This window comes from Pirellulales bacterium (assembly GCA_035546535.1).
In the GTDB taxonomy this organism is placed as follows: domain Bacteria; phylum Planctomycetota; class Planctomycetia; order Pirellulales; family JACPPG01; genus JACPPG01.
On sequence record DASZWQ010000197.1, the window covers coordinates 18,338 to 38,791 of the forward strand.

15 protein-coding genes are annotated in these 20,454 nt (G+C 60.5%); 7 read left to right on the forward strand and 8 right to left on the reverse strand.

Going from position 1 to position 20,454, the window contains the following annotated elements; all coding sequences use genetic code 11:
• Window positions 1–48: 48 nt before the first annotated feature.
• The 3 genes from VHD36_22930 to VHD36_22940 form a co-directional block, all read right to left on the reverse strand.
• Window positions 49–960, reverse strand: coding sequence for a ThuA domain-containing protein (locus tag VHD36_22930; GenBank protein HVU90205.1), 912 nt, complete (start codon window positions 958–960; stop codon window positions 49–51).
• 149 nt (window positions 961–1,109) lie between these two features.
• Window positions 1,110–1,340 carry a hypothetical protein gene (locus tag VHD36_22935; GenBank protein ID HVU90206.1) on the reverse strand — a complete coding sequence of 77 codons (231 nt, stop codon included), beginning with the start codon at window positions 1,338–1,340 and terminating at the stop codon, window positions 1,110–1,112.
• A 71-nt stretch (window positions 1,341–1,411) separates the two neighbouring features.
• Window positions 1,412–2,446: a hypothetical protein gene (locus VHD36_22940; protein HVU90207.1), complete on the reverse strand. Its 1,035-nt coding sequence runs from the start codon at window positions 2,444–2,446 to the stop codon at window positions 1,412–1,414.
• A gap of 242 nt (window positions 2,447–2,688) precedes the next feature.
• On the opposite strand from VHD36_22940, the gene VHD36_22945 reads away from it, so the two are divergent.
• From VHD36_22945 to VHD36_22965, 5 genes are all read left to right on the forward strand, one after another.
• A complete protein-coding gene (locus VHD36_22945; protein HVU90208.1) occupies window positions 2,689–3,180 on the forward strand; it encodes a hypothetical protein in 492 nt (163 codons plus the stop codon).
• Window positions 3,181–3,266: 86 nt separating this feature from the next.
• Window positions 3,267–3,719, forward strand: a complete 453-nt coding sequence (locus VHD36_22950; protein ID HVU90209.1) for a cytochrome c — start codon at window positions 3,267–3,269, stop codon at window positions 3,717–3,719.
• Between the two features lie 49 nt (window positions 3,720–3,768).
• Window positions 3,769–5,748 carry a thiamine pyrophosphate-binding protein gene (locus tag VHD36_22955; protein ID HVU90210.1) on the forward strand — a complete coding sequence of 660 codons (1,980 nt, stop codon included), beginning with the start codon at window positions 3,769–3,771 and terminating at the stop codon, window positions 5,746–5,748.
• A 188-nt stretch (window positions 5,749–5,936) separates the two neighbouring features.
• Window positions 5,937–6,698, forward strand: coding sequence for a hypothetical protein (locus VHD36_22960; GenBank protein ID HVU90211.1), 762 nt, complete (start codon window positions 5,937–5,939; stop codon window positions 6,696–6,698).
• Window positions 6,699–7,481: 783 nt separating this feature from the next.
• Entirely contained in the window at window positions 7,482–8,420 is a 939-nt protein-coding gene (locus VHD36_22965; GenBank protein HVU90212.1) for a hypothetical protein, read from the forward strand.
• Window positions 8,421–8,475: 55 nt separating this feature from the next.
• Here the strand turns inward: VHD36_22965 and VHD36_22970 are convergent, their stop codons facing one another.
• Together VHD36_22970 and VHD36_22975 are read right to left on the reverse strand one after the other, a co-directional pair.
• On the reverse strand, window positions 8,476–9,861 hold the full coding sequence (locus VHD36_22970; protein ID HVU90213.1) for a DUF1501 domain-containing protein: 1,386 nt from the start codon (window positions 9,859–9,861) through the stop codon (window positions 8,476–8,478).
• Window positions 9,862–9,931: 70 nt separating this feature from the next.
• Window positions 9,932–11,269, reverse strand: a complete 1,338-nt coding sequence (locus VHD36_22975; GenBank protein ID HVU90214.1) for a DUF1501 domain-containing protein — start codon at window positions 11,267–11,269, stop codon at window positions 9,932–9,934.
• A 225-nt stretch (window positions 11,270–11,494) separates the two neighbouring features.
• On the opposite strand from VHD36_22975, the gene VHD36_22980 reads away from it, so the two are divergent.
• Entirely contained in the window at window positions 11,495–12,955 is a 1,461-nt protein-coding gene (locus VHD36_22980) for a serine hydrolase (protein HVU90215.1), read from the forward strand.
• A 63-nt stretch (window positions 12,956–13,018) separates the two neighbouring features.
• Here VHD36_22980 and VHD36_22985 read toward each other — a convergent pair whose 3' ends face one another.
• Together VHD36_22985 and VHD36_22990 are read right to left on the reverse strand one after the other, a co-directional pair.
• Entirely contained in the window at window positions 13,019–14,965 is a 1,947-nt protein-coding gene (locus tag VHD36_22985; GenBank protein HVU90216.1) for a glycosyltransferase family 39 protein, read from the reverse strand.
• Window positions 14,966–15,275: 310 nt separating this feature from the next.
• Entirely contained in the window at window positions 15,276–17,576 is a 2,301-nt protein-coding gene (locus VHD36_22990) for a peroxidase family protein (protein ID HVU90217.1), read from the reverse strand.
• 579 nt (window positions 17,577–18,155) lie between these two features.
• Here VHD36_22990 and VHD36_22995 point away from each other — a divergent pair.
• The gene (locus VHD36_22995; GenBank protein ID HVU90218.1) at window positions 18,156–19,160 is read left to right on the forward strand and encodes a hypothetical protein; all 1,005 of its coding nucleotides are present in this window, start codon (window positions 18,156–18,158) and stop codon (window positions 19,158–19,160) included.
• 45 nt (window positions 19,161–19,205) lie between these two features.
• Here the strand turns inward: VHD36_22995 and VHD36_23000 are convergent, their stop codons facing one another.
• On the reverse strand, window positions 19,206–20,315 hold the full coding sequence (locus VHD36_23000) for an alpha/beta hydrolase-fold protein (protein HVU90219.1): 1,110 nt from the start codon (window positions 20,313–20,315) through the stop codon (window positions 19,206–19,208).
• Window positions 20,316–20,454 lie beyond the last annotated feature (139 nt).

Consider the following 20,454-nt stretch of genomic DNA (forward strand, 5'->3'; position numbering starts at 1 on the left):
CCTAAGACTACGAAGAATCGCGCATGCGCTCGCGGCGAACATCCCCCGCTACGCCGGCGGCATTACGCCCGCGCCCGGAGTGACTTGCTTCATGTTCGGCGTGATGTCGGCTTCTGAATCGCCGCAGGCCCAGCCGATGCCACCGAGCACGATCGCCTGGAAGCGCGGATCGCTCCACACGTCTTCGCGATGTCCCATGGAGGTGTAGAAAACGCGTCCCTTACCATGCTTGCGCGCCCAGGTTGCCGGATAGGGAGGCCGTTCGTAGTCCTTGCCCTTCATGCCCTGCGTGTCCTGCACCAGGATCACGTGCAAATCGTCGGCGTAGTTCTTCAGCGAATACCATTCGTCGTTGATCTTGAACGAATCCGCCGAATCCTTGTCGTGTACGCCCGCCAGGCCAGGGAACTTCGCGTCGGTGATCGCCATGCGCGCGACCTGCTGCGGGCCGTGGCTGATGAACTCGCCGCCGACCATGGCGATATACGGATCGACCTGCGTTTGCGCCTGGCGCTGGCCTCCGGCGTCGTGGCCCGGCGAGTGGCACGTGTCGGCGCCGCAATGCGATGCGAGGAACCCTTTGCCGGCCGCCACGGCGTCGAGCAGCCGTTTCTTTCCCTCCGGCGATACGGCCGGTTGCTTGTCGACGCCCACCTGGCAAATGTCTCCCTGTGTCTGGAAGAAGAAGGCATCGAACTCACCGAGGTCCTTGTCGAAGATGCCGCCGTCTTTGGTGCAAACGACCTCGAAGTTGTGCTGCTTGCCCAGCTCGGTCAGTACCTTGTCGGCGTGTGAAGGCCCGTCGCCATTGCGACGAATCGAGCTGTGCTCGAACCCGCCACTTTTCGTGAAAAACAGAATCTTGCGCTTCGGCTTATCGGCGGCCCAGGCCCATGACAGTGGCAGCTGTGCAAGTCCCAACGCGGCGGCGGAAGAAATCAATAAGTCGCGGCGCTTCATCGTGGCAAATCTCCAGGCAAGGTAGGCGTGCGGCGGGAAAGAACAACGGGCCGACCCAAAGGGCATGATTACTTTACCCTCCTATCGCGCCGATTAAAAGTTGGAAGCCCGTGCGGTGAACCGGGCCGAAAACGTGGAATCTCCAGGGGTCATTCCGTCAGGGCGGCGGCCAGCACCAGGCCCACGAGAAATAAAGCTACGCCCCAATGGATTGCCAGCGAGATCCAGTAGAGCACTGGCCGATCGTCGTGCCGTGCCTGCGACGAACTCCAGGGGACCGGGCACGTCCCCGAGTGCCAAAAGCGCACGGTGCTCAACAGAATTGCGACCGCGGCCACCACGACAGCGAACATCGCCATAGTTTCGCCGGCATCAGGCATGCGCTATGGTTTCCTGGCGACTTCCGAGCAAACACCGTTCAAGGTCACCGTCACACGTTCGCGCTTGACGACTATTGCTCGGTGGTGTCGAACTTCTGGATGCGATGGTTGTAAGCATCGACCACGTACAAGTCGCCATGACTATCGAGTGCGACTCCATGGGGTGCGAGAAATTGGCCAGCCTCGCTCCCCTGTTCTTCCCCCAGCCCACGCAGGTATTTACCGTCGCCGGTGAACTGCTGCACCCGTCCCCCGGCGGCGCTGATCCACAAACGGTCTTCACGATCGCAACAGATGGCGATAGGCCCGTGCATGGACGGGATCGGCTTGAACTCGCGACCAAAGCCGCCGGGCCGATCTTCCAGGTCGCCAAAGGCGGATAGAAACGTGCCGTCGGCGGTAAACTTCTGCACGCGACCATCCATGGCCTCGGTCGTGTAGATGTTTCCGCGCGAATCGATGGCGATGAAGTCAGGACCGCCGGCGCGCGATTTGACATTGGTCTTGCCGCCGAATTCGCCGGGCTTCGTGCCATGCCGGCCCCAGGTGCTCAGGAATTTTCCTGCGAGGTCGAGCACCTGAATGCGGTGGTTGGTTTGATCGGCGATGTACAGTCGCCCGCTGGGCGCGACGGCCATTCCACCCGGATAGTTGAATTCGCCGGGGCCGGGACCGCTTTTTCCCCATTCGTGCAGCAGCTTTCCATTGGGGCTGTAGACAGACAGACGGTCCGGATGTGTTTCTTTGTTGATCGTCGACGCCGGAAAATGACTGAGGTAGATATTCCCATCTTTGTCGAGAGCGATACCACCAGGGCTGGGTAGGACCGCGAAATGTCCCAACAGTTTTCCGGCGCGATCGAACTTTTGAACGCGATCGTTGTAGTGGTCGGTAATCAGGATCTCGTCTTCGCGTGTGATCGCGATGCCGATCGGAAAGTGAAATTCACCGGGCTCGATACCCTCTTTGCCCCAGGTCGTGACGAATCGCGGCGCGTGCGGATCGGGCTCGGCAGCCGGGGATGGCGAGGCGATGCACGTGGCAGCAACTACCCCGCCGCACAATGCACAAGCGACTCTGAGGAAATACCTATGAGATCGGTTCACGGCTCGCCATTCGAGGGGCCAACGGCTTTTGCCTGGATTAACGCATAGTATACCTCGCTTGAGCGGGTCGCTGTCGACACGACATGTTCCCGGATTCCCTCGGTCCAACTCAGGCGTTCGTTCGGGGATACCGGGCCTGGCGTACCTCCGTCGGAAGTTCGCATTGCCGTCAGTCTCGACGTAAGATGGGGCCTTGCTCGCCTAAGAACCGTGCTCAGCCGTGGATCTATTGATTAGACGCGATGAATGCGACCCTTTCAGATTTTGACGCCGTAGCACGCTTATTGGCCGAGTATGCCGAACGGCGCGTGTTTCAGGGCTTCAGCCGAGGCCCGGCGTCGCGCTCGAAGGCGCGTTTTCAGATTGCCTGGCATCGTGGGCGCGTGTTCGAACTCACGCTCGATGTCACATCAAACACGTTGCGTCTGCCCGAACTATTGACCGGCGTCCCGGTAGACTCCACGATGTACCGGGAATTGAAGGCGTTCATAAGGTCGCGGCAAGCCGACGACTTGCCTGAGCATCGGCGCCTCGACACCAGTCGTTTACAGGCACGCACCTACTGTCGCTGCGGGAGCATTTTGCTCGTGATGAAATCGCTTGACGGCGACAACGAATACGCGGCCCGCAAGCTGGTGCATCTGGTCAACGAGATCTACCTGACGTTCTTATCCGAGGGCCCGTACCTTGATTACATGATCGAAACCTTCAACCTCGATCCCGACCGGATGTAGCCGACAGCCCGTTCCCTTCTCGTTCGCGCCGGCAGGCGGTTACAACGCTCCGGCGAGTAAGCGCACGTATCCCCAGGAATACCATCGTGAGGCCGCGACGATTCCCCATCGAGGTTCTTCTGCTTGCCGGAGCGTTCTTCGGCGCGGCGCACTGGGCCGCCATTGCGGCATCCGACGACGCGCCCGCGACCAAGCGGATAACGATGGAAGAGGCGAAAAAGCTGAAGTCGCCGGTACCCTTTACCAAGGCATCGATCGCCCGCGGCAAGATTCTGTACTCGCGGGACTGTACCGAATGCCACGGCGCCGACGGCAAGTCCTTGGTCGACGTCGTCGCCAATGCCACGGATCTGACCGATCCCAAAGCATGGAAAAGCGGTACCAGCGAAGGCGAGGTCTATCGCAGCATCCGCGACGGGGCGGGCGAGGCCATGCCACCGTTCGTCGACAAGGTGTCCAAAGAAGAGGATCTCTGGCACCTCACGAATTTTCTGCGCAGCCTATGGCCCGATTCCGCACGCCCCAAGTTGCAAGAATAAACGCGCCCTGAATGCATCGTTCGCCCCACAGCCCAGGTGGAACCCTGACATGAAAAAGCCATCCGCCGAAAAACGCGCCGAAGCAAGTCCGAAGCAAACCGTAGATTCTTCGCGCCGCTCGTTCCTGCTTTCTTCGGCCGCCGGAGCCGGCGCCATGGTGGCCGGCATGGTTGTGGAGTCGAAGGCCAGCGTCCCGGCGGCCAGCATTCCCTCGATCGCCATTCCCAAGGAAGTGCTGGAATCGATCAAAGAAGCGCCGAAGCCCGGCTCCTTCGAAGGGCAAGGCATGACCGGCGCGGAAGTGTTCGCCAAGCTTTGCAAGGATGAGGATCTCGCCGCGCTCTTTTGCTGCCCCGGCAATTACACAGTAATCAATGCCATCGCCGCCGCCGGCGTGCCGGCCTACGGCGGACGGTGCGAGGGCTCGATGGCCGCCGCGGCTGACGGCTTTTCGCGCGCCACCGGCGAAGTCACGGCCTGCTCCGGCACCGAAGGGCCAGGCCTGACGAACATGATCATGAACATCGCGTCGGCCGCCGCGGCTCGCACGCCACTGTTGGTTCTGGCCAGCAACATGCAGTTGGCGGGCGACGATCGCGAGACCTTCATTCAGACCGGCTATCAGCAGCCGCTGACAACCGGCATGAAGAAATACGGCAAACGGCTTATCGCGCCCGAGCGTGTGTGGGAGTACGGCGCGTACGCGTTTCGCAATTTGAAGTCGGGGGTCCCTGGCCCCGTGCACCTCGACTTCCCGGGCGAGGTGGCCCGCGCCAAGTTCACCGACCCGTCGAAGCTGAAGGACTATTACGGCAAGGACAAATATCGCACCGAGTCGCAAGCTACACCGGCGAAGAAGGACGTCGAAAAAGCGCTCGACATGATCGCCAAGGCCGAGCGGCCCTTGTTGATCGCCGGCCAGGGCGTGTTCCAGAACAAGGCCTGGGAACCGCTCTTGAAGGCTGCCGAGAAGAACGAACTGGCTGTCGTTACCTCGGGCCCGACGCGTGGTCATTTCCCGGACGACCATCGTTTGTCGGCGGCGCTATCGCCCGACGCCGTGATGAGTGCGGACCTGGTGATTTTCGTCGGTCAATATTGCATGCCCAGCCCAGGCGAGTACCGCTGCAACCCTGATGTGAAGACAATCCGCGTTCACCCGGTGGCCGAGGATTTGGGGCGCAACTGGCCGCTCGATTTGGGCATTGTCAGCAGCGAAGGACCATTTCTCGAAGCCTTGGCCGATCTATTGCCGGCGCGCAAACGCGACAAATGGATCGACGAGTTGGCTGGTGCGCGGCAAAAGTTCGAAAAGATGCTCGCCGACCAGCACGCGCTGGGCGTGAAGTACAGCAAGGACACCAACCACTTGCACCCGGCGGCTCTCTGCAAGGAAGTGACCGACTTCTTTTACAAGGGAGATATCGATCCCAAGCAAACGGTCCTCGGCGGCGGTGGCTGGACAATCGGCGTTCACATCGGCCGCTGGCAACGCGCTTATCGGCCGGGCCAAGGCATCGTTTGTCCGTATCAATACGGTGCCATCGGACCCGATCTCGCGATGATGATTGGCGCGAGCGCGGCCGTGCAGCGCGGCGTGGGCCCCCAAGCTCCTTACAAGGGCGCGCCCACGGTCTGCGTCAGTAGCGATGCGGGGATCGCCTACAGCTTGTTCGAGCTGGACACCGCCGCCAAGTACAAGCTTCCCGTGATCGGCATCATCTACAACAACGACTGCTGGGGCATGTGGCCCAGCGCCGTTTCCTCGGCCCGATCGATGCACCTCTATCTGTTCCAGCAGAACTTGCGCTACGACGAAATGGCGCAAGGGCTCGGCGCTCGCGGCGAGTACGTCCGCACGCCGGAGGAGCTGCGCGAGGCGCTACACCGCAGTTACGCGGCGGCGACGAACGAAAGCATGTCGACGCTGATCAACTGCCAAGGGATGAAGGACTTCACCTCGGCCAAGAACTACCCGCCGGGCGTGGCCCTGAATCCCGAACCCGGCTGTGGCGCCGTCGCACACTAAATTCCGTCGTTCGCGTCCTCCGACTTCACATGACGCGCAGGGACCCGCACGATTGGGTCGCGAAATCGTGCGCGCTGTCGATAAGAATGCGCGCAACGACAACTCTCGGTTGATTTGCCAGCGCGAAATTGGTAATTGTTTCGATCTTGTTTGTTGACTGGGAAAGTCGACTGCGCGAGGCCGATCGCATGACGCCGCTGGAAATCTCGGGTTTGTTGTTTCTTTGCATCTTCGCGGCAGCCATGTTCGGCATGGCTGTGGCGCGATTCCTACCGGATCATCATCTGCACGCCGACTCCCGCGATGCAATCAAAGGTGGCCTGGCATTGATCGCCTCGCTGACGGCACTCGTGTTGGCGCTCGTTGTGGCGGCTGCGAAGGAGACTTACGACACCAACACGACCACGGTGCGTCAACTAGCGTCGAATGGGCTGCTGTTGGATCGGTTATTGGAGCTTTACGGAGACGCAACGGCCGAGCAGCGCGTGGCATTGAAACATGCTGCCGAGGTCGGTCTCGAACGTATTTGGCCTCACGACCGGCACGAGAAGCCCAAGCTAACGCCCGGCGAGGCCGCAACCGACTTCGAACATTTGTACTTCGGCATCGCCAACCTCCAGCCCGAGAATGACGCGCAGCGGGCTCTCAAGTCGCGTGCTTTGGACCTGACGACGGGACTAGCCCAGACTCGCTTCCGCCTGTTTTCACAGAAGGAAAGTGTCATCCCGCGCCCCTTCCTGGTCATACTGGTCTTTTGGCTGATGGTGCTGTTGGGCGGAGCGGGGCTGTTGGCGCCCCGAAACGGTACAACCGTGGCCGTGCTATTGATCTGTGCCTTCAGCGTATCGTGTGCGCTGTTTCTGATCCTGGAGTTGGGGCGACCGTTCGACGGCCTGATGCGGATTTCCAGCACTCCCTTGCGCGAAGCTGTGACCCAATTCGGCAAGTAAGTGGCGACTTTCGATTGCCCCTTCAAATGATTGACCAACCAGTCCTATGTCGCGGCATGCGCGTGCTTTCCAATGGGCCGGAAATCTTGCAAGAGGCCCAAGCGATAACCAGTTGTATCGTCGGTGGAATTGCGTTGCCTCGTGTGCGCTACGGCGAAGAGAAAGGCGATTGGGGCGCCGCCGAGCGCCCCTGTCACGACTGCGCCGCAATCGAGGGTGAATTCCGCGTACCGGGGTGCGATGTCGAACGCTGTCCAGCTTGCGGTGGACAGATCATTAGTTGCGGCTGCGCGTTCGAGGAATCGGACGGTTCATCTACGCGTACGATTAGATGATCCACGTCCGTTGTAGCAGAAGCGTCTAGAGCCGTGGCCAAAGGGTCTGGCCCGCCCCCAATTGGTGCCCTTTGGGGATGATTTCCCCCGAGAGCGAACGGGCAGTTCACGGCAGCGTTCAACGCCAAGATTCCCGAGTCTACTTCCGCGATTCTTCAGGGGCTGGCGCTGGTGGACTTCTGCCTCTTGCGCGCCGCCGTAAGTAGTCACCCGCGGTTGCTGACAAATCGGCAAGGAATCGCCACGTCCGTGTGACCGGTGTGACAGTCAAAGTCGCGCGCCCTACAGAGCCGGATGTGTGTAGAACCGGCCATTTTCCCGGATTTTTATCGAGATTCGCAGCAACGGGTTATCCGATGTTGCTCGATGGGGGTGCCTCGCCACCGGGATGGCGAAAGTGGATTTCGCCGCTGTTGCCGGGTATGTTTATGTCAGGAGTCCTATGCTCATGCGCGCTGCTCCTGACGTTTTCTGGCAACCGTCGCTAAAGCCCTGGCTGGGTGCGGCGTTGTTGTTCGGTCTCATGCTACCGGTCGTTAACCCGGTCACTGCTTCCGGCGCCGAGGCGACCAAATCCGCCGCGCCCCCTAAGAAACCGACGGCCAAAGCGTCAACGGCAGCTCCGGCCAAGCGTTCTCCGTCAAGCGCACAACCACCGGCTGACATGGCTGCCGACCCGGCCGATAAGCCCGGTGCGGGCCCCGTAAACGAAGCGTTTGCCAGCCGAGGCTTGCGTCCCGTCATCACGGGTGACGACTGGCAAGACATGCTATTGCGGTTCGAGCAATGGCTGACGGTGCAAACGCTGTACGACGATGGCCAGGTGAAACAGATGCGCTCGAAATTCGCCGCGGTCACCAAGGGCACGCCGGCGGCGAATCGCAAGCAGTTCATCAAGGATACCGAGGCAAAGCTCGACATCCTCTATGGCCCCAGCACCTTCGCGCTCGAACGCCATTTTGCCGAGCACATGGCGGCGGCCGCTCCGGCATACCTGAAAAAGGCCCGCCAGCAGTTGCCGGATGTCGTGGCCTCGAATCCCCAGCAGCTGCAGGAACGGCTCGCGCGATTCGGCCAGCGTTACCAATCCAACATCGACGTGCATCAAACATTCCAGCAATTAAAGCAGATGCACATCGCGGCGCAGGAAAGGACCGACGCACGGCGGGCCGATCAGCAGCCGCGACCACCAGCTGGGCACGTGGCTTCGTCGTCGGCAGGCGGCAACCGCAACTCGCGCAGCGGCTACACCAAGGCCCGCGATTATTACCCGCAGAACAACAGTTCGATCAGCTACACGGTGATCCCCGCCATGCCGATTTTCACCAATAGCGGCTTTGCCATGTTCGGCGGTGGCGTGGCGATCACGATTACACGCAATCGATAAGCCAACCATTGCGTGTCTGAGTCGCGGTGAACCCTGAAGGACGTTTTCGCCTTTCTCAGGCGATCAATGCCTCAATGGGCGTTCCCTCGGTGATCCGATGCGGCCGGTCGGTCGCATCCTTCAGCACCAGATCGTGCCGGATGCCGAGAATCTCGTAAAGCGTGGCCGCGATGTCGTCAGGCCGCGCGGGCTGATCCTTCACCTGCGCCCCGAGGCGGTCCGTCGCGCCGACGATCGTTCCGGCGCGAATGCCGGCGCCGGCCCACAATACGGAATACGCCTGTCCCCAATGATCGCGCCCGCCGTCCCGATTCTGATTGATCTTCGGAGTTCGGCCCATTTCCCCCATGACGATGATCAGCGTTTCGGCAAGTAGACCGCGCTGGTCGAGATCGCTGATGAGAGCCGACAGTCCCTGGTCCAACTCCGGCATCAGGTTTTGATCGTACAGTCGGAAATGGTCCTGATGCGTGTCCCAAATCTGAAAAGCGGAGAGGATCGTGTTTTCGGGATTCGAAACGGCGTTGGCCGTGACGAAGCGCACGCCGGCCTCGATCAAGCGCCGCGACAATAGCAGCACCTGTCCCATCTCCGACCGGCCATAGCGTTCGTGCATTTCTGCCGGTTCACGGCTGACATCAAAGGCAGCTTGCGTCGCCGGAGACAAGATCATATTCAGCGCTTCGGCTTGATGGGCGTTCCAGCTCGTTTGCTCGGCGAGCGTGTGCGCTGCAGCGAAAGTCTCGTCCATTTTGCCCAGTAGCTGCACGCGCTCGCGCATGCCGTTGGCGCTGACGCCCTCCGGCAGCCCTAGCCCCTCAGGGATTGGCAGTTTTCCCTCCCACTTGGGCGAGCGTGCCATCATGCGATTGCGCACCGCCGGGAGCGGATCGTATTGGTTCCCCATCCAACCGCCCCCGGCGCTCGGCGTGGGAAATCCCATGTCGAACAGGAACGTCGGCGTCAGCACGAAAGGAGGCATGCCGCGCACTTTGGGCAGCACGCGCGCCACGACCGAGCCGTACGTCGGGTGATCCGCCGGCGTCGGCCGGATATTGGCATCGCTTCCCGGTGAGTGCCCGCTCAGCGCGTAAGCAGCGCTGCTGTTGTGAGCATTAAAGGGATGCGTGGCCGATCGTAGGATGGCGAACTTGTGGGCCAGCTTTGCCAGCCGTGGCAGCTTCTCGGTGATGAGAATGCCTGGCACCGACGTTTCGATGGGTCGATAAGGCCCGCGGATCTCGACGGGCGCGTCCGGTTTCAGATCGAACGTATCATGCTGCGACGGTCCGCCATTGAGAAAGACAAAGATGCAATGGCGGGCTTTGGCCGCGGCAGTAGCGAGTGCTTGGGCGCGTAACTGATCGGCCAGCGTCACGCCCCCCAGCGACAGGGCGCCGAACCGCAGCAATTCGCGCCGCGTCAAGTGTGCCCTGTTCATGGAAGAATTCTCCTTGTCCCGACGGCAACACCATTGACCTTCAAAGGCGTTGGCCGATGCACACCTCGCCTTAGAGCAGCGCGCTCATTGGCAATCGTTCGTCGAGCACGACCTGCGGTCGACCGTCGTAATCGGGAATCGTGGTGCCCGGGTCGATGCCCAATTGATGATAGACCGTGGCCAGCACGCTTTGCATACCGATGGGATTGCCGATGATTCGCTCGCCGCGGCCGTCGGTGGCGCCAATGATCTGGCCCGTCTGCAAGCCGCCGCCGGCTAACCACAAAAAGCCGGCCTCGGGCCAATGGCCGCGACCATCAGGCGTCTGATCGCCGATACGCGGCGTACGGCCGAATTCGCCCCCCATCACGATCACCACGTCGTCGAGCAAGCTGCGCTGGTCCAGGTCGGTGACCAGGGCATGCAGTGCCTGATCGAGCGGCGGCAGCATTTCTCGCAGGGCGATGAAATTCTGCGCGTGCGTATCCCAGCCATGCACCCCCACAGTAACGACCGATACGCCGGCCTCGATCAAACGCCGCGCTAGCAAAAGTGATCGGCCTGGATGAGGGCCGTGGCGGTATTTTCCTTCGCCGTAGCGGGCGCGAGCCTCGGGCGTTTCCTTTTCGAGATCAAACGCATCGCGGACTCGCGTCGACGTGATGATCTCCATGGCGCGAGCGCGGAAAAGCTCCACGCCGCGTGCGGCCTCGGCTTCGATCCGGCGGCGCGCACCGTCGAGCGAGGCCAGCAAGTCGTATCGATCGGCCAGGCGATCACCGCTGAGCGCGCCGTTGCGCCCCATGTTTTCAATCGCCTCACGAGGGCTCGAAGAGCCGACGCGCACCGGCTCGTGCTCGACACCGGCGTAATAGGCCCGCTCCCAGTCGTGGTGATTCTCGATGCTGACATAGGGAGGCATGCCGCCCGTCCCGCCGCGCAGGCGGCTGACGACCGATCCGACCGCGGGGCGGCGGGCCTCGCCCGGCACTGAAGCGCGCGGCGATTCCTGCCACGGATAGCCGCTATAGAACATATTGCCCGTGTGCAAGTTCGCGACCTGAGCGCCGCGCAGAATCGCGAACTTGTCGGCGATCGTGGCCTGCCGCGGCATCAATTCACAGATCTCGATGCCCGGAACGTTCGTGGCGATCGGATTGAACTCGCCGCGATATTCCGCCGGGGCACCCGGCTTCATGTCGTACATGTCCAGATGCGACGGTCCGCCGCTCAGGTGGATCATGATCGCCGATTTCGGCCGGCGGCCACTTTCCCCAGCGACCGCGCGCTGTCGCAAGACGTCCTGTAAGGTCAGGCCGCCCCATGCCAGCGTGCCGACACGCAAAAACCAGCGGCGACTCATGCCCTGGGAAGTACGAAACGGTCGGGGATCGGTGATCGTGAGCATGGCGAGACCTCAGCGGGCGGAAGGTGGATGCAGGTGGGACGATCCGGGCGGGACTTCCGATGTCCGGATTTTAAGACCTGCCAATGAGCCGCGTCAATAAAATCACGGGGCCGGGGCCGCTCTGGAGGGATTCACAGCAGCCGCTTGAAAGCAGTTGTTTCCGCAATTTCAGCGGTTAGGCTAAGCAAATCGCATCGCATCTCAGCAGCCCACGGTCGAATTTCCATGAAAATCTGGCTGTCAATCGTCGTAATCGCACTGGTTCCCGCAATTTGCGTCGCATCCGGCTTGCCGCGCAGCACGCCTGAGCAGCAGGGAGTCTCCTCGTCCGACGTGCTGGCATTCGTCGAAGCGCTTGACCAGGTCGACGCGATGAACAGCGTGATGGTGGTGCGTCATGGGCACGTGATCGCCGAAGGATGGTGGACGCCGTATCGCGCCAGCGCACGTCACTCGCTGTATTCGCTGAGCAAAAGTTTCACGTCCACGGCGGTGGGATTCGCCATTGCCGAAGGGAAGCTCAGCGTCAACGACTCGGTACTGTCCTTCTTTCCGGAAGATGCCCCCGTGGATCCAAGTAGCAACCTGAAAGCAATGCGCGTGAGCGACCTGTTGCGGATGTCGACCGGCCATCAGCGCGAGCCGGGCCGCGCCGGCAGCGAGCCTTGGACGAAAATCTTCTTGGCGCAAGAGGTCCCCTTCCGGCCAGGAACGCATTTTCTTTACAACACCTCGGGCACGTATATGCAATCGGCGATCGTGCAGAAGGTGACGGGGCAGACGACGCTCGATTATCTGCGCCCGCGTTTGTTCGAACCGCTGGGCATCGAAGAACCCGTGTGGGAAACCAGCCCGCAAGGTATTTCGCTGGGTGGATACGGTTTGAGCGTTCGCACCGAGGATATTGCCAAGTTCGGCCAACTCTATTTGCAGAAAGGAATGTGGCAAGGAAAACAATTGTTGCCCGCCGCTTGGATCGAGGCCGCCACGGCGCGACAGACCTCCAACGGCAGCAACCCGGACAGTGACTGGGAGCAGGGCTACGGATATCAGTTCTGGCGCTGCCGTCATGGCGTTTATCGCGGCGACGGCGCCTTCGGTCAGTACTGCATCGTGATGGATGATCACGATACCGTGGTCGCCATCACCAGTGGTGTCAAAAACATGCCGGCGGTTTTGCAATTGGTTTGGGATAAACTGCTGCCGGCGCTGAAATCGAATGAATTGCCCGCCGCCAATCAGGCACACCAGCAACTGGCCGACAAGTTGCAAAACGTCAGCGTGCGCCTGCCCGATGGGGGCGACAAGCCAGGCGCGCTGCTCGGCAAGACCTTTACGTTTCCCGCAAACCAGCAGAATCTCGAAAGCCTGACCATCGAGTCGGGGCCTGGTGACCGACAGGTAACGCTGGTCACACGTGTTGCCGGCAGCGAGCAGCGTCTCGTGTGTAGCTACGGGCAATGGCACGATGGCCACGCGGCCTGGGGAAGTATGCCACGGCAAGTCGCCTCGGCGGCCGCCGGTTGGACCAATGATCGATTCAACGCGCGCGTCTGCTTTTACGAGACGCCGTTCATCACCACCCTGCGGATCGAGCCGTCGGGCGACGAAATCACACTGAACGCGGAAACAAACGTCGGCTTTACTCAAACGAAGCTGCCGGAGTTGGTGGGCAAAGCCAGGTAGGGCGCGGCCGGCCTTGTCCGCGGGCATCGCGCGAAGCGGCGATGGAGACGAAACGCTCGATCCTCAGCGGGATGTCGCGGGCTGTATCAGGCGGGTGTGATCAAGGCTTGCAACAGCGCCTGTATCTTTTTGCCGCAACACCGCGAATGAGCCAAGCTGCTGGTCAGGAACGAATTGCTCGCGAATATAGGCATCGAGCAGAGGAAAGTGCGTCAGCGCGCACAGTTCCGATTTGAAATGCCACGATTCTTGCAGGACGACCAGCTGCACGTTCTCACGCACCAGCGAGTCGACGATCCAGCGATCGAGATCTTCGTCGTACTCTTGCGGATAGGTGAGCCCCTTGTGAAACCAGAGCAAGGGCTGCGGCGACGGCGCACCAACGAGGCCGTATAAAAGCGTGAACTCGGGGAAGACGAAAAACGGCCTCGATTCCTGCTCGAGCAGGCTTACGAGGCGCGTCATATCGTCGTCACGGAATTCCACGTCCTGGACGATCGTCGGCTTTCCCCATTTGAGATGCTCCAGGCCGGGAACCGGCAGGTAATCGGTAAATACGGCGCCGCGAAAGATGTCGTGTACCGATCGGTTCCACGAAGCCCGCATTCCCTGGAAGCCGCAGCCCACAACAACGACGGTAACAAACAAGGCCATCTGCTCGCGCCGTTTCTTCCGCCGGATACTACTTATCGCGTACTGCACATCGGCAACTGTGGTGGCGGCATGCGGCCGGCCAAACATGCCGAGAATCATACCTAGCAGCACGAGTATGCAGCCCGCTACTTGAGGTAACGTCGTGCGTGTGATCAGCGAGCCGATAATGCTCGCTATGAGGAGCAGTGTGGCCGCGCCCCAGCCGGCTTGGCTGCTTGTGCTCGCATCGGTCTGTCGCTCGAACAGCCAGGCCAGCAGGCCGGCGGCGCATCCAAACACCAATCCGACAAATGGCATGCACTCCTGCCATTGATTGCACGTCGTCACGCTGAAGGCATTTTGAAAAAACTGCAGATAGATGCAGAGGATCGACGCCACTGCCAAGCGCGGCGCGCCGTCCAGCGGCTTGCGGCGGACGATGATCACCAGGATCGCCACACCCACGAAGGCCGACAAATACATTGCCACGGGCAGAAAGCTGGCGTTCCCGCCCAGCAGATCGCCGAGCAGTTTGGGCCGACTTGCAAGGATGCGCCCCATGCCAAGGCGGCTGGGAATCGTGAAAAAATGCTCGACGAACAGCGCGGGATCCGATTGCAGAACAAGCCAGGTTAGAAACGCCGCCGTCAACCCAGCCGTGCCGAGCAGAAACCACACCAAGGACATCCAGAAGCCACGTCCGCTCGCCAAATTGATCGCCAGCAAGAGGAAGAAATAGACGGGAACAACCAATAAGCCCGCGTTCTGCTTGCTCAAAAACGCTGCTGCGGCACAGGCCCCGGCCGCTATGCACAATAGCCCGCGCATGACGTCCGAGCAGGTACGACGCGCTGTGGCGCAAAGGCAGGTGATGCTTATTAGCGAAAAAAAGAACGCGGTCTGTTCCATATTGGGCGTGCCATATGGCGGATAGAACCACGTTGCCGTGAGAAAGCCCGCGATGAGCGCGGGCCAGGGTTTTCCCGGAAAGAGCAAGGCCACGGTCACCATGGACAAGGCCGTGGCCAGCAGATTGACCAGCGCCGCGCCGACGAGGAAGGCCGTGAAGTTGACGCCGAACAGCTTGAAAACAATCGCTTGCAGCCAGAAGACGCCTGGCCCTACCGGAATGATGAAGTCCTTGTACGGGACCTGTCCGGCCAGAATGCGATAAGCGCCGTCGAACTCGATCGATTGATCGAGCGCAAAGAATCCACGTTCACCGGCTTTGAAACAAAAGACAAACGAATAGAAAAGGACGGCCGCGGCGAGAAAAGCCGGCACATAACGCTGCCGCCACGACCCAGGCGGCGCGCAACCCGCGGCTGGATGTCCGGAGCGATCTGCGGCGCTAGCGGTCGTAAGTTCGCCAGGCATAGAAGCGATTTCGCGCGGAATATCCGCGCGATGCGGGCGGATGCCCCCCCGACACCGCAGATACGACGGGCGGGATTATGTGCATACCCCCGAATTGCGGCAATGCCAATCATGAATAAATTGCAAGGTGGTCAAGATCGATCCACAGACCGCTATCACTGCTGAGCCGGCGCGTCGGCGCGAAAAGCACAGACGGTAGTGGGGCATTTGCCACGGCCCCACTACCGATCCAACTGTGCTAACGACCCTGCGGCTTCGCGGTCTTGCTGCGCGCGTAGCTGCAGTGAAGTCCCTGAGATTGTCGGCGGGGTCAAAGATCCGCGATCCGGTTGACGCCTCCCAGATTCGTAAAAATCTGGTCGACGACCTGCGGCGTTATGCTTTGGCGCCCGAGGGCACTTGCCACGGCCAGCGCGAACGGATTCGTGGTAACCGTATCGCTTCCGCCCGAGTTAGCAGTGCCACCGCCGGTGGTGCCACTGCTTCCTGCACCGTTATGGGATGCTAGTTCGTCGAGCCAGTTCAGCAGGGCGCTAACCAGCGCGCCGCGCGGGCCCGTTTGCCACCATGACGTACCTGACGTCAGCAACTTGAAGTTCGCAATGGCCGGACTATTGGGGCCTGCCTGCCCCTTGGTGATATCAACGTCGATGCTGGTCACCGAGCTATTGAGAATGTTGCCGTGCGCTGGGGGAACGACCTTTACCGTGTAGTTGCCGGAACCGGCATTCGAAAACTGATAGACGCCGCGCGCGTTGGTCGTCGTCGTATCGACGACCTCGCCATTCTGAATCAACTCGACAGTCACTCCGGCGAGCGGTGCGGGGAAACCAAGATGATTGGCCCCGCGCGTTCCTAATGTCGGCGCGGTGGTAGCGACGACGGTCCCTTGAATGTTGCTATAGAAGTGAAACACATCCGCTTGCAGATTCGTGAGCGTCGTATTGCGCTCGATGATTTGCGACAGCGTCGTGTTGTTCAACTGCCGGACCAGGCTGGCAGGATCGGCATTTTCGTAGAAGAAACGATCGCCATCGCGCAAGGCCTCGAACTGCCGGGCCAGCACCGCTTGCTCGGTTTGACCGAGCGACGAACCGCGCAGGTGATTCTCAGCCATCAAGCCGACAAACGCCTCGACATTGTTGACGTTGCCGTATAGCTGCTTCAATTGCTGTTGCAGCTGAACGTCGGACGTGATCTGCGCGAACGAGGTCACGGGTTTTTCGCCCATAGCAACGCGCAATTGGTTGTAAGTGGGATCGCCTTCGTCCCGACCGCGTTGAATGTCGTCGGCAATCAGGTCGCTGGCACCGACCTCGACGTTGTTGATCACGGGAGCGTCGGGGAAGAGCGCATTGCGCAGTCCGTCCACCGTCTGCTCGTCCACTTCCTGCGTCAGATCGGTTGACAGGTACTTGAGGTTGGCCGCCACTTCGCCTGGCTGCGCGACGATTCCCGGCTGAAAGAAGTCCTCGGCCAACGGCAGCGTCGGTAGACTAGCGATTGCGTTGGCGTTGTTGTCCATGAACTGAACGTCGTCGTCTAGCAACGTGTGCAGCCGGAAGGCGGCGCTCGCGAATTCGACGGAGATGGACGGATTGACATTCGGATTATAGCCACGGTAAGGCGTCAGCGCGTTGTTCCCCATGAGCGCCGGCAGCCATTCGTTGTATGTGATCGACTGAATTTCGCCGATCACGATTTGCCGCGCTCCCTGATAAAGCTGCTCGTCAGTCCACGTCGGATGCTGCTTGGCCAATTGCGCGGCCTGGTAATTATGCTCTCGGACAAACAACGTCGTGATATTGCTGAGTTCGACGTTTTCATTGGCCCGAACGTCGCCGGCGGCGAACAAGGAGCTTTCCGGCACGCCCGTGTTGTCGGCCATGTTCAGGCCCATGGTGTTGTAGGGGAGCAAATCGCCGGGCGAGGTTTTTAGCTGGCCGCCGCTAAAAGTACGTAGCGCCGCTGCCGTGGCCGCATCGCTGCCGTAGATCATGGAACCATCGATGAAGCTCGTGTCCTGGTTGACTTGCTGAGCGGGGTTCGACGTGCTCGTTCCCGTGCCCGGCGCGATCGCGCTACGGTCGAAGGGGATCGACAAATTGCCTTGGCCGGTAGGATCGAAGGTCGGATCGCCGGCGGGGATCGGAATATTCATCGACACATCGCTACTCTCGGTCAGATCGATGTCGTGATCGATGAACTGCCCCCATGCGTAAACCCAATCGGACAAGGAACGGTTGTTGTCCAGATCCTGCTCAACGCCGTTGAGATCCTGATTGGCGATCAGATTCGAGATCGCGCGCGCCGAGGGAAGATTTTGCCCATTGGGGGCCGAAATGCCGTCGGCGTAATTCGCCGGTCCAATGCGCGTGAAATTCGTATCCGCGGCGCCCCAGGTGGGGTTGGCGACGTTGTTGCCAATGCCGTCGATCGGTTCGACGCCTTGCGAACCGACGACTCCCGTCGTGGTGGAGGTCGTGGTGACGGAGAACATCCGCCGCTCTTCGAGTGGTTCGTAGTGCAGGCCGCGGCGCACGCGGCAAGCAGCAGATGCGTTATCTCCGGTGAATAGCTGCGCGACAATCGAACGCAGGACAAATCTCATGGTGTTCCCTCAAAAGCTGAGCCCCCGACAAATTCGGGCAACGAGCCCCCTGCTCGTCAAACGCAAGCGCGCGGAAGCGCCCGATGGCCGCGTGCCGCCCTACTGCAAACGGGAGTGGTCCGGGAACGCGCGCGGAGATACCATGCGAGCGAGGCTCGTCCGTGACAGCGCGTAACAAGGCGCGAATCATGCGCCGTGAAACTCCGTAGCTACCACCAGAAAAGGCGGAGCGACGGACGCGCCACACACGTGGGCGAGCAAAACGCTCGCCCCGCGTCAGAAGTTGACCTTTTTTCCCAGCCACTAAGAAACTTGGCCGCGACTTGACAGACCAGCCCAGTCCAAGTCAAGGTTGCACTGCAAGCGAGTGATACACGGCCAATTGCGAGGGTACGTGGTGGCTCCCGAGACGTCAAGGATTTAAATCGACCAATTCACGGGCTGAACGCAGACAGCCCCTAAACTGCTTGTATATTGCCGGTTAGCCGCGATTTCGCAATCCGCCAGATCGTGGCCCTGGTCAAAAATCGTCCGAACGTCGCCATCGCCCCATTGCCTCCCATCTCCAGGATTTGATTCATGACACGCCCCGCTTCCTGTCTTGTTTTCACAAGCATGCTATTCGTGGCTTTCGCCGCGAAAGCGGCCGACAAGACGCAGCCCGTTCGCATGGGCTGCGGATTGATGACCTTCGACACGGTTCCCGGCTGGGGGCTTTTGCCCGACGGTCGTTCCGCCCTCGGACCGACCCACGGATCGGTCGTCGTCGACAAGGCGGGGAACATTTACACAAGCGCCAACAAGGGGGTCGTGGTTTTTTCTCCAGACGGGAAGGTGATTCGCTCCTTCGTCGATGACAAGCATTCGAATCTTCATGACATGAAGATCCGCGACGAAGACGGTACCGAGTTCATCTACGGTGCCCGCAACAACGACGCCGAGGGAATCAAGTTCCGCGCCGACACCGGCGAGATCGTGCTGCGGCTGGGCTTCCCCGAAGAATCGGGCCTGGGGCTCAAGAAATTCAACCCGACCGCGATCACCGTGGCCCCAAATGGCGACATCTATCTTTCCGATGGGTATGCCAGCAATCACATATTCAAGTACGACAAGTCCGGCAAGTACCAGATGCACTTCGGATCGCACGGTAACGACTTGAAGCAGTTCAACACGGCGCACGGCATGACGCTCGACACGCGCTATGACCCGCCGCGGCTGTTGATTTGCGACCGCAATCACGAGCCCAAGGGCCGTTTGCTGCACTACGATCTCGACGGAAACTTCATCGCCGAGGTCGTGACCGGCCTGGGCATGCCCACCTCGGCCGTCGTGCAGGGCGATTACGTTTCGGTGCCGGACTTGCACGGCCGGCTCGTGATTCTCGACAAGAGCAATACCATCATCGCTGTCTTGGGGAGCAATCCGGACCCTGCCACGCGGATGAACTTCAACGTGCCGCAAGAGCGCTGGATCGAAGGCATTTTCAACGGCACCCACGGGTCGAGCTGGGACAAGGACGGCAACCTGTACGTACAGGATTGGAACGTTTCGGGGCGCATCATGAAGCTGGTGCGCGTCAAATAGCGCATACGACCGTCATGCGTCGCACGCAACACGGCGTTCGTCGGCTCACTTTCCAGCGGCCTCGTGCCCGTGCCACAACCATTCAAGGGCCTGTGGCAGGGTCTGCTGCTTGACGCCGCCGTCGCAATGCACGGCATTGCGCGCAAAAACGAATTGATAGTGATAGCCTTTATCCGCCAGCACTTTCGCCATATTTTCGTTGGCGAGCACCCAATCGTGCATACCGTCACGCATGGCATTCGGATTCAAGAGATCGCTATCGCTGATTTCCAGCCACAGCCGCAGGGGCTTGGTCGGACTGTTCGGGATCAAGGTCTCATGAAAGCCCCAGGCGCCGTGCGGCGTCTCGGGATTGTGCGGCCATTGTTGATTCACATATGTGCCTGAGTACGTGAGCACACGGTGATACAAATCGGGCCGATACCAGGCCATGGCCAGCGCGCAGGAGCCGCCCGAGCTGCAACCCATGGTGGCCCGGGCCTCGGGATCTTTCGTCAACGTGACGTGGCACTGCTTTTCCACCAGCGGCAGCACCTCGGTCTCGACGAACTCGGCATACAGGCCCGACATCGTGTCGTATTCCAACCCTCGCTGGCTGCCTTGCGCATCGCCGCGACCGTTGCCGATCGAGATGCCGATCATCACCGGCACTTTCTTTTCGGCAATCAGATTATCGAGCGCGGTGAACAAGAGTTTGTCCGGGCCATCCGCGCCGACGATAAAAGGAGCGGTCGTTCCCGGCACATATTGCTGTGGCACGTACACCGCCACCCGGCGCGTGTACGGAGCCGGATGGCTCGTGGTTACAACCATCTTCGCCGGGTTGTCGGGATCCGGCGTACCGTGCGTATTGGGCTCGCGAGCGATGCCAGGATAAATCTTGCTGTCGGCCGAATTCATCGTCAGATTGTGTACCGCACCATGCGGTACGTCCGGCTTCACAATCAATTGCGGTGCCGGCTTGTGCGTCGGGCCAATGATGAAGTTCCCCTCAACGTCGACAGGCGGCACCTCGCCGTCGGGCAATTCCTTCGCGGCGACGTAACCAGGCGTGTGTGGATCGCGCGCCGGAGGTCTGGGCCGATCCGCTGCCGCGCCTAGCCCAGCCAAGGAGAATAACGGAACGGTCCACATCGCAAATCTTAGGGCGTTCATCAGTACTGTCCGGTTAGAAGTCGAATAGGCGTCGTTGGTTAGGGTCGGGGTCTGTACGGTTTTGGTGTTGTGAGGTGGAAAGTAGCTGTAAAAGTGGGGTTTTCTCGAAGGTATTGACAGACAAGATTTGGAGGATTTC

Excerpts from the sequence above, each read along its gene's own strand:
- VHD36_22985 (HVU90216.1), bottom strand. The coding sequence starts at position 14,965 with ATGCCTGGCGAACTTACGACCGCTAGCGCCGCAGATCGCTCCGGACAT.
- VHD36_22960 (HVU90211.1), top strand. The coding sequence starts at position 5,937 with ATGACGCCGCTGGAAATCTCGGGTTTGTTGTTTCTTTGCATCTTCGCG.
- VHD36_22935 (HVU90206.1), bottom strand. The coding sequence starts at position 1,340 with ATGCCTGATGCCGGCGAAACTATGGCGATGTTCGCTGTCGTGGTGGCC.
- VHD36_22955 (HVU90210.1), top strand. The coding sequence starts at position 3,769 with ATGAAAAAGCCATCCGCCGAAAAACGCGCCGAAGCAAGTCCGAAGCAA.
- VHD36_22980 (HVU90215.1), top strand. The coding sequence starts at position 11,495 with ATGAAAATCTGGCTGTCAATCGTCGTAATCGCACTGGTTCCCGCAATT.
- VHD36_23000 (HVU90219.1), bottom strand. The coding sequence starts at position 20,315 with ATGAACGCCCTAAGATTTGCGATGTGGACCGTTCCGTTATTCTCCTTG.
- VHD36_22970 (HVU90213.1), bottom strand. The coding sequence starts at position 9,861 with ATGAACAGGGCACACTTGACGCGGCGCGAATTGCTGCGGTTCGGCGCC.
- VHD36_22990 (HVU90217.1), bottom strand. The coding sequence starts at position 17,576 with ATGAGATTTGTCCTGCGTTCGATTGTCGCGCAGCTATTCACCGGAGAT.
- VHD36_22930 (HVU90205.1), bottom strand. The coding sequence starts at position 960 with ATGAAGCGCCGCGACTTATTGATTTCTTCCGCCGCCGCGTTGGGACTT.
- VHD36_22995 (HVU90218.1), top strand. The coding sequence starts at position 18,156 with ATGACACGCCCCGCTTCCTGTCTTGTTTTCACAAGCATGCTATTCGTG.
- VHD36_22975 (HVU90214.1), bottom strand. The coding sequence starts at position 11,269 with ATGCTCACGATCACCGATCCCCGACCGTTTCGTACTTCCCAGGGCATG.
- VHD36_22965 (HVU90212.1), top strand. The coding sequence starts at position 7,482 with ATGCGCGCTGCTCCTGACGTTTTCTGGCAACCGTCGCTAAAGCCCTGG.
- VHD36_22945 (HVU90208.1), top strand. The coding sequence starts at position 2,689 with ATGAATGCGACCCTTTCAGATTTTGACGCCGTAGCACGCTTATTGGCC.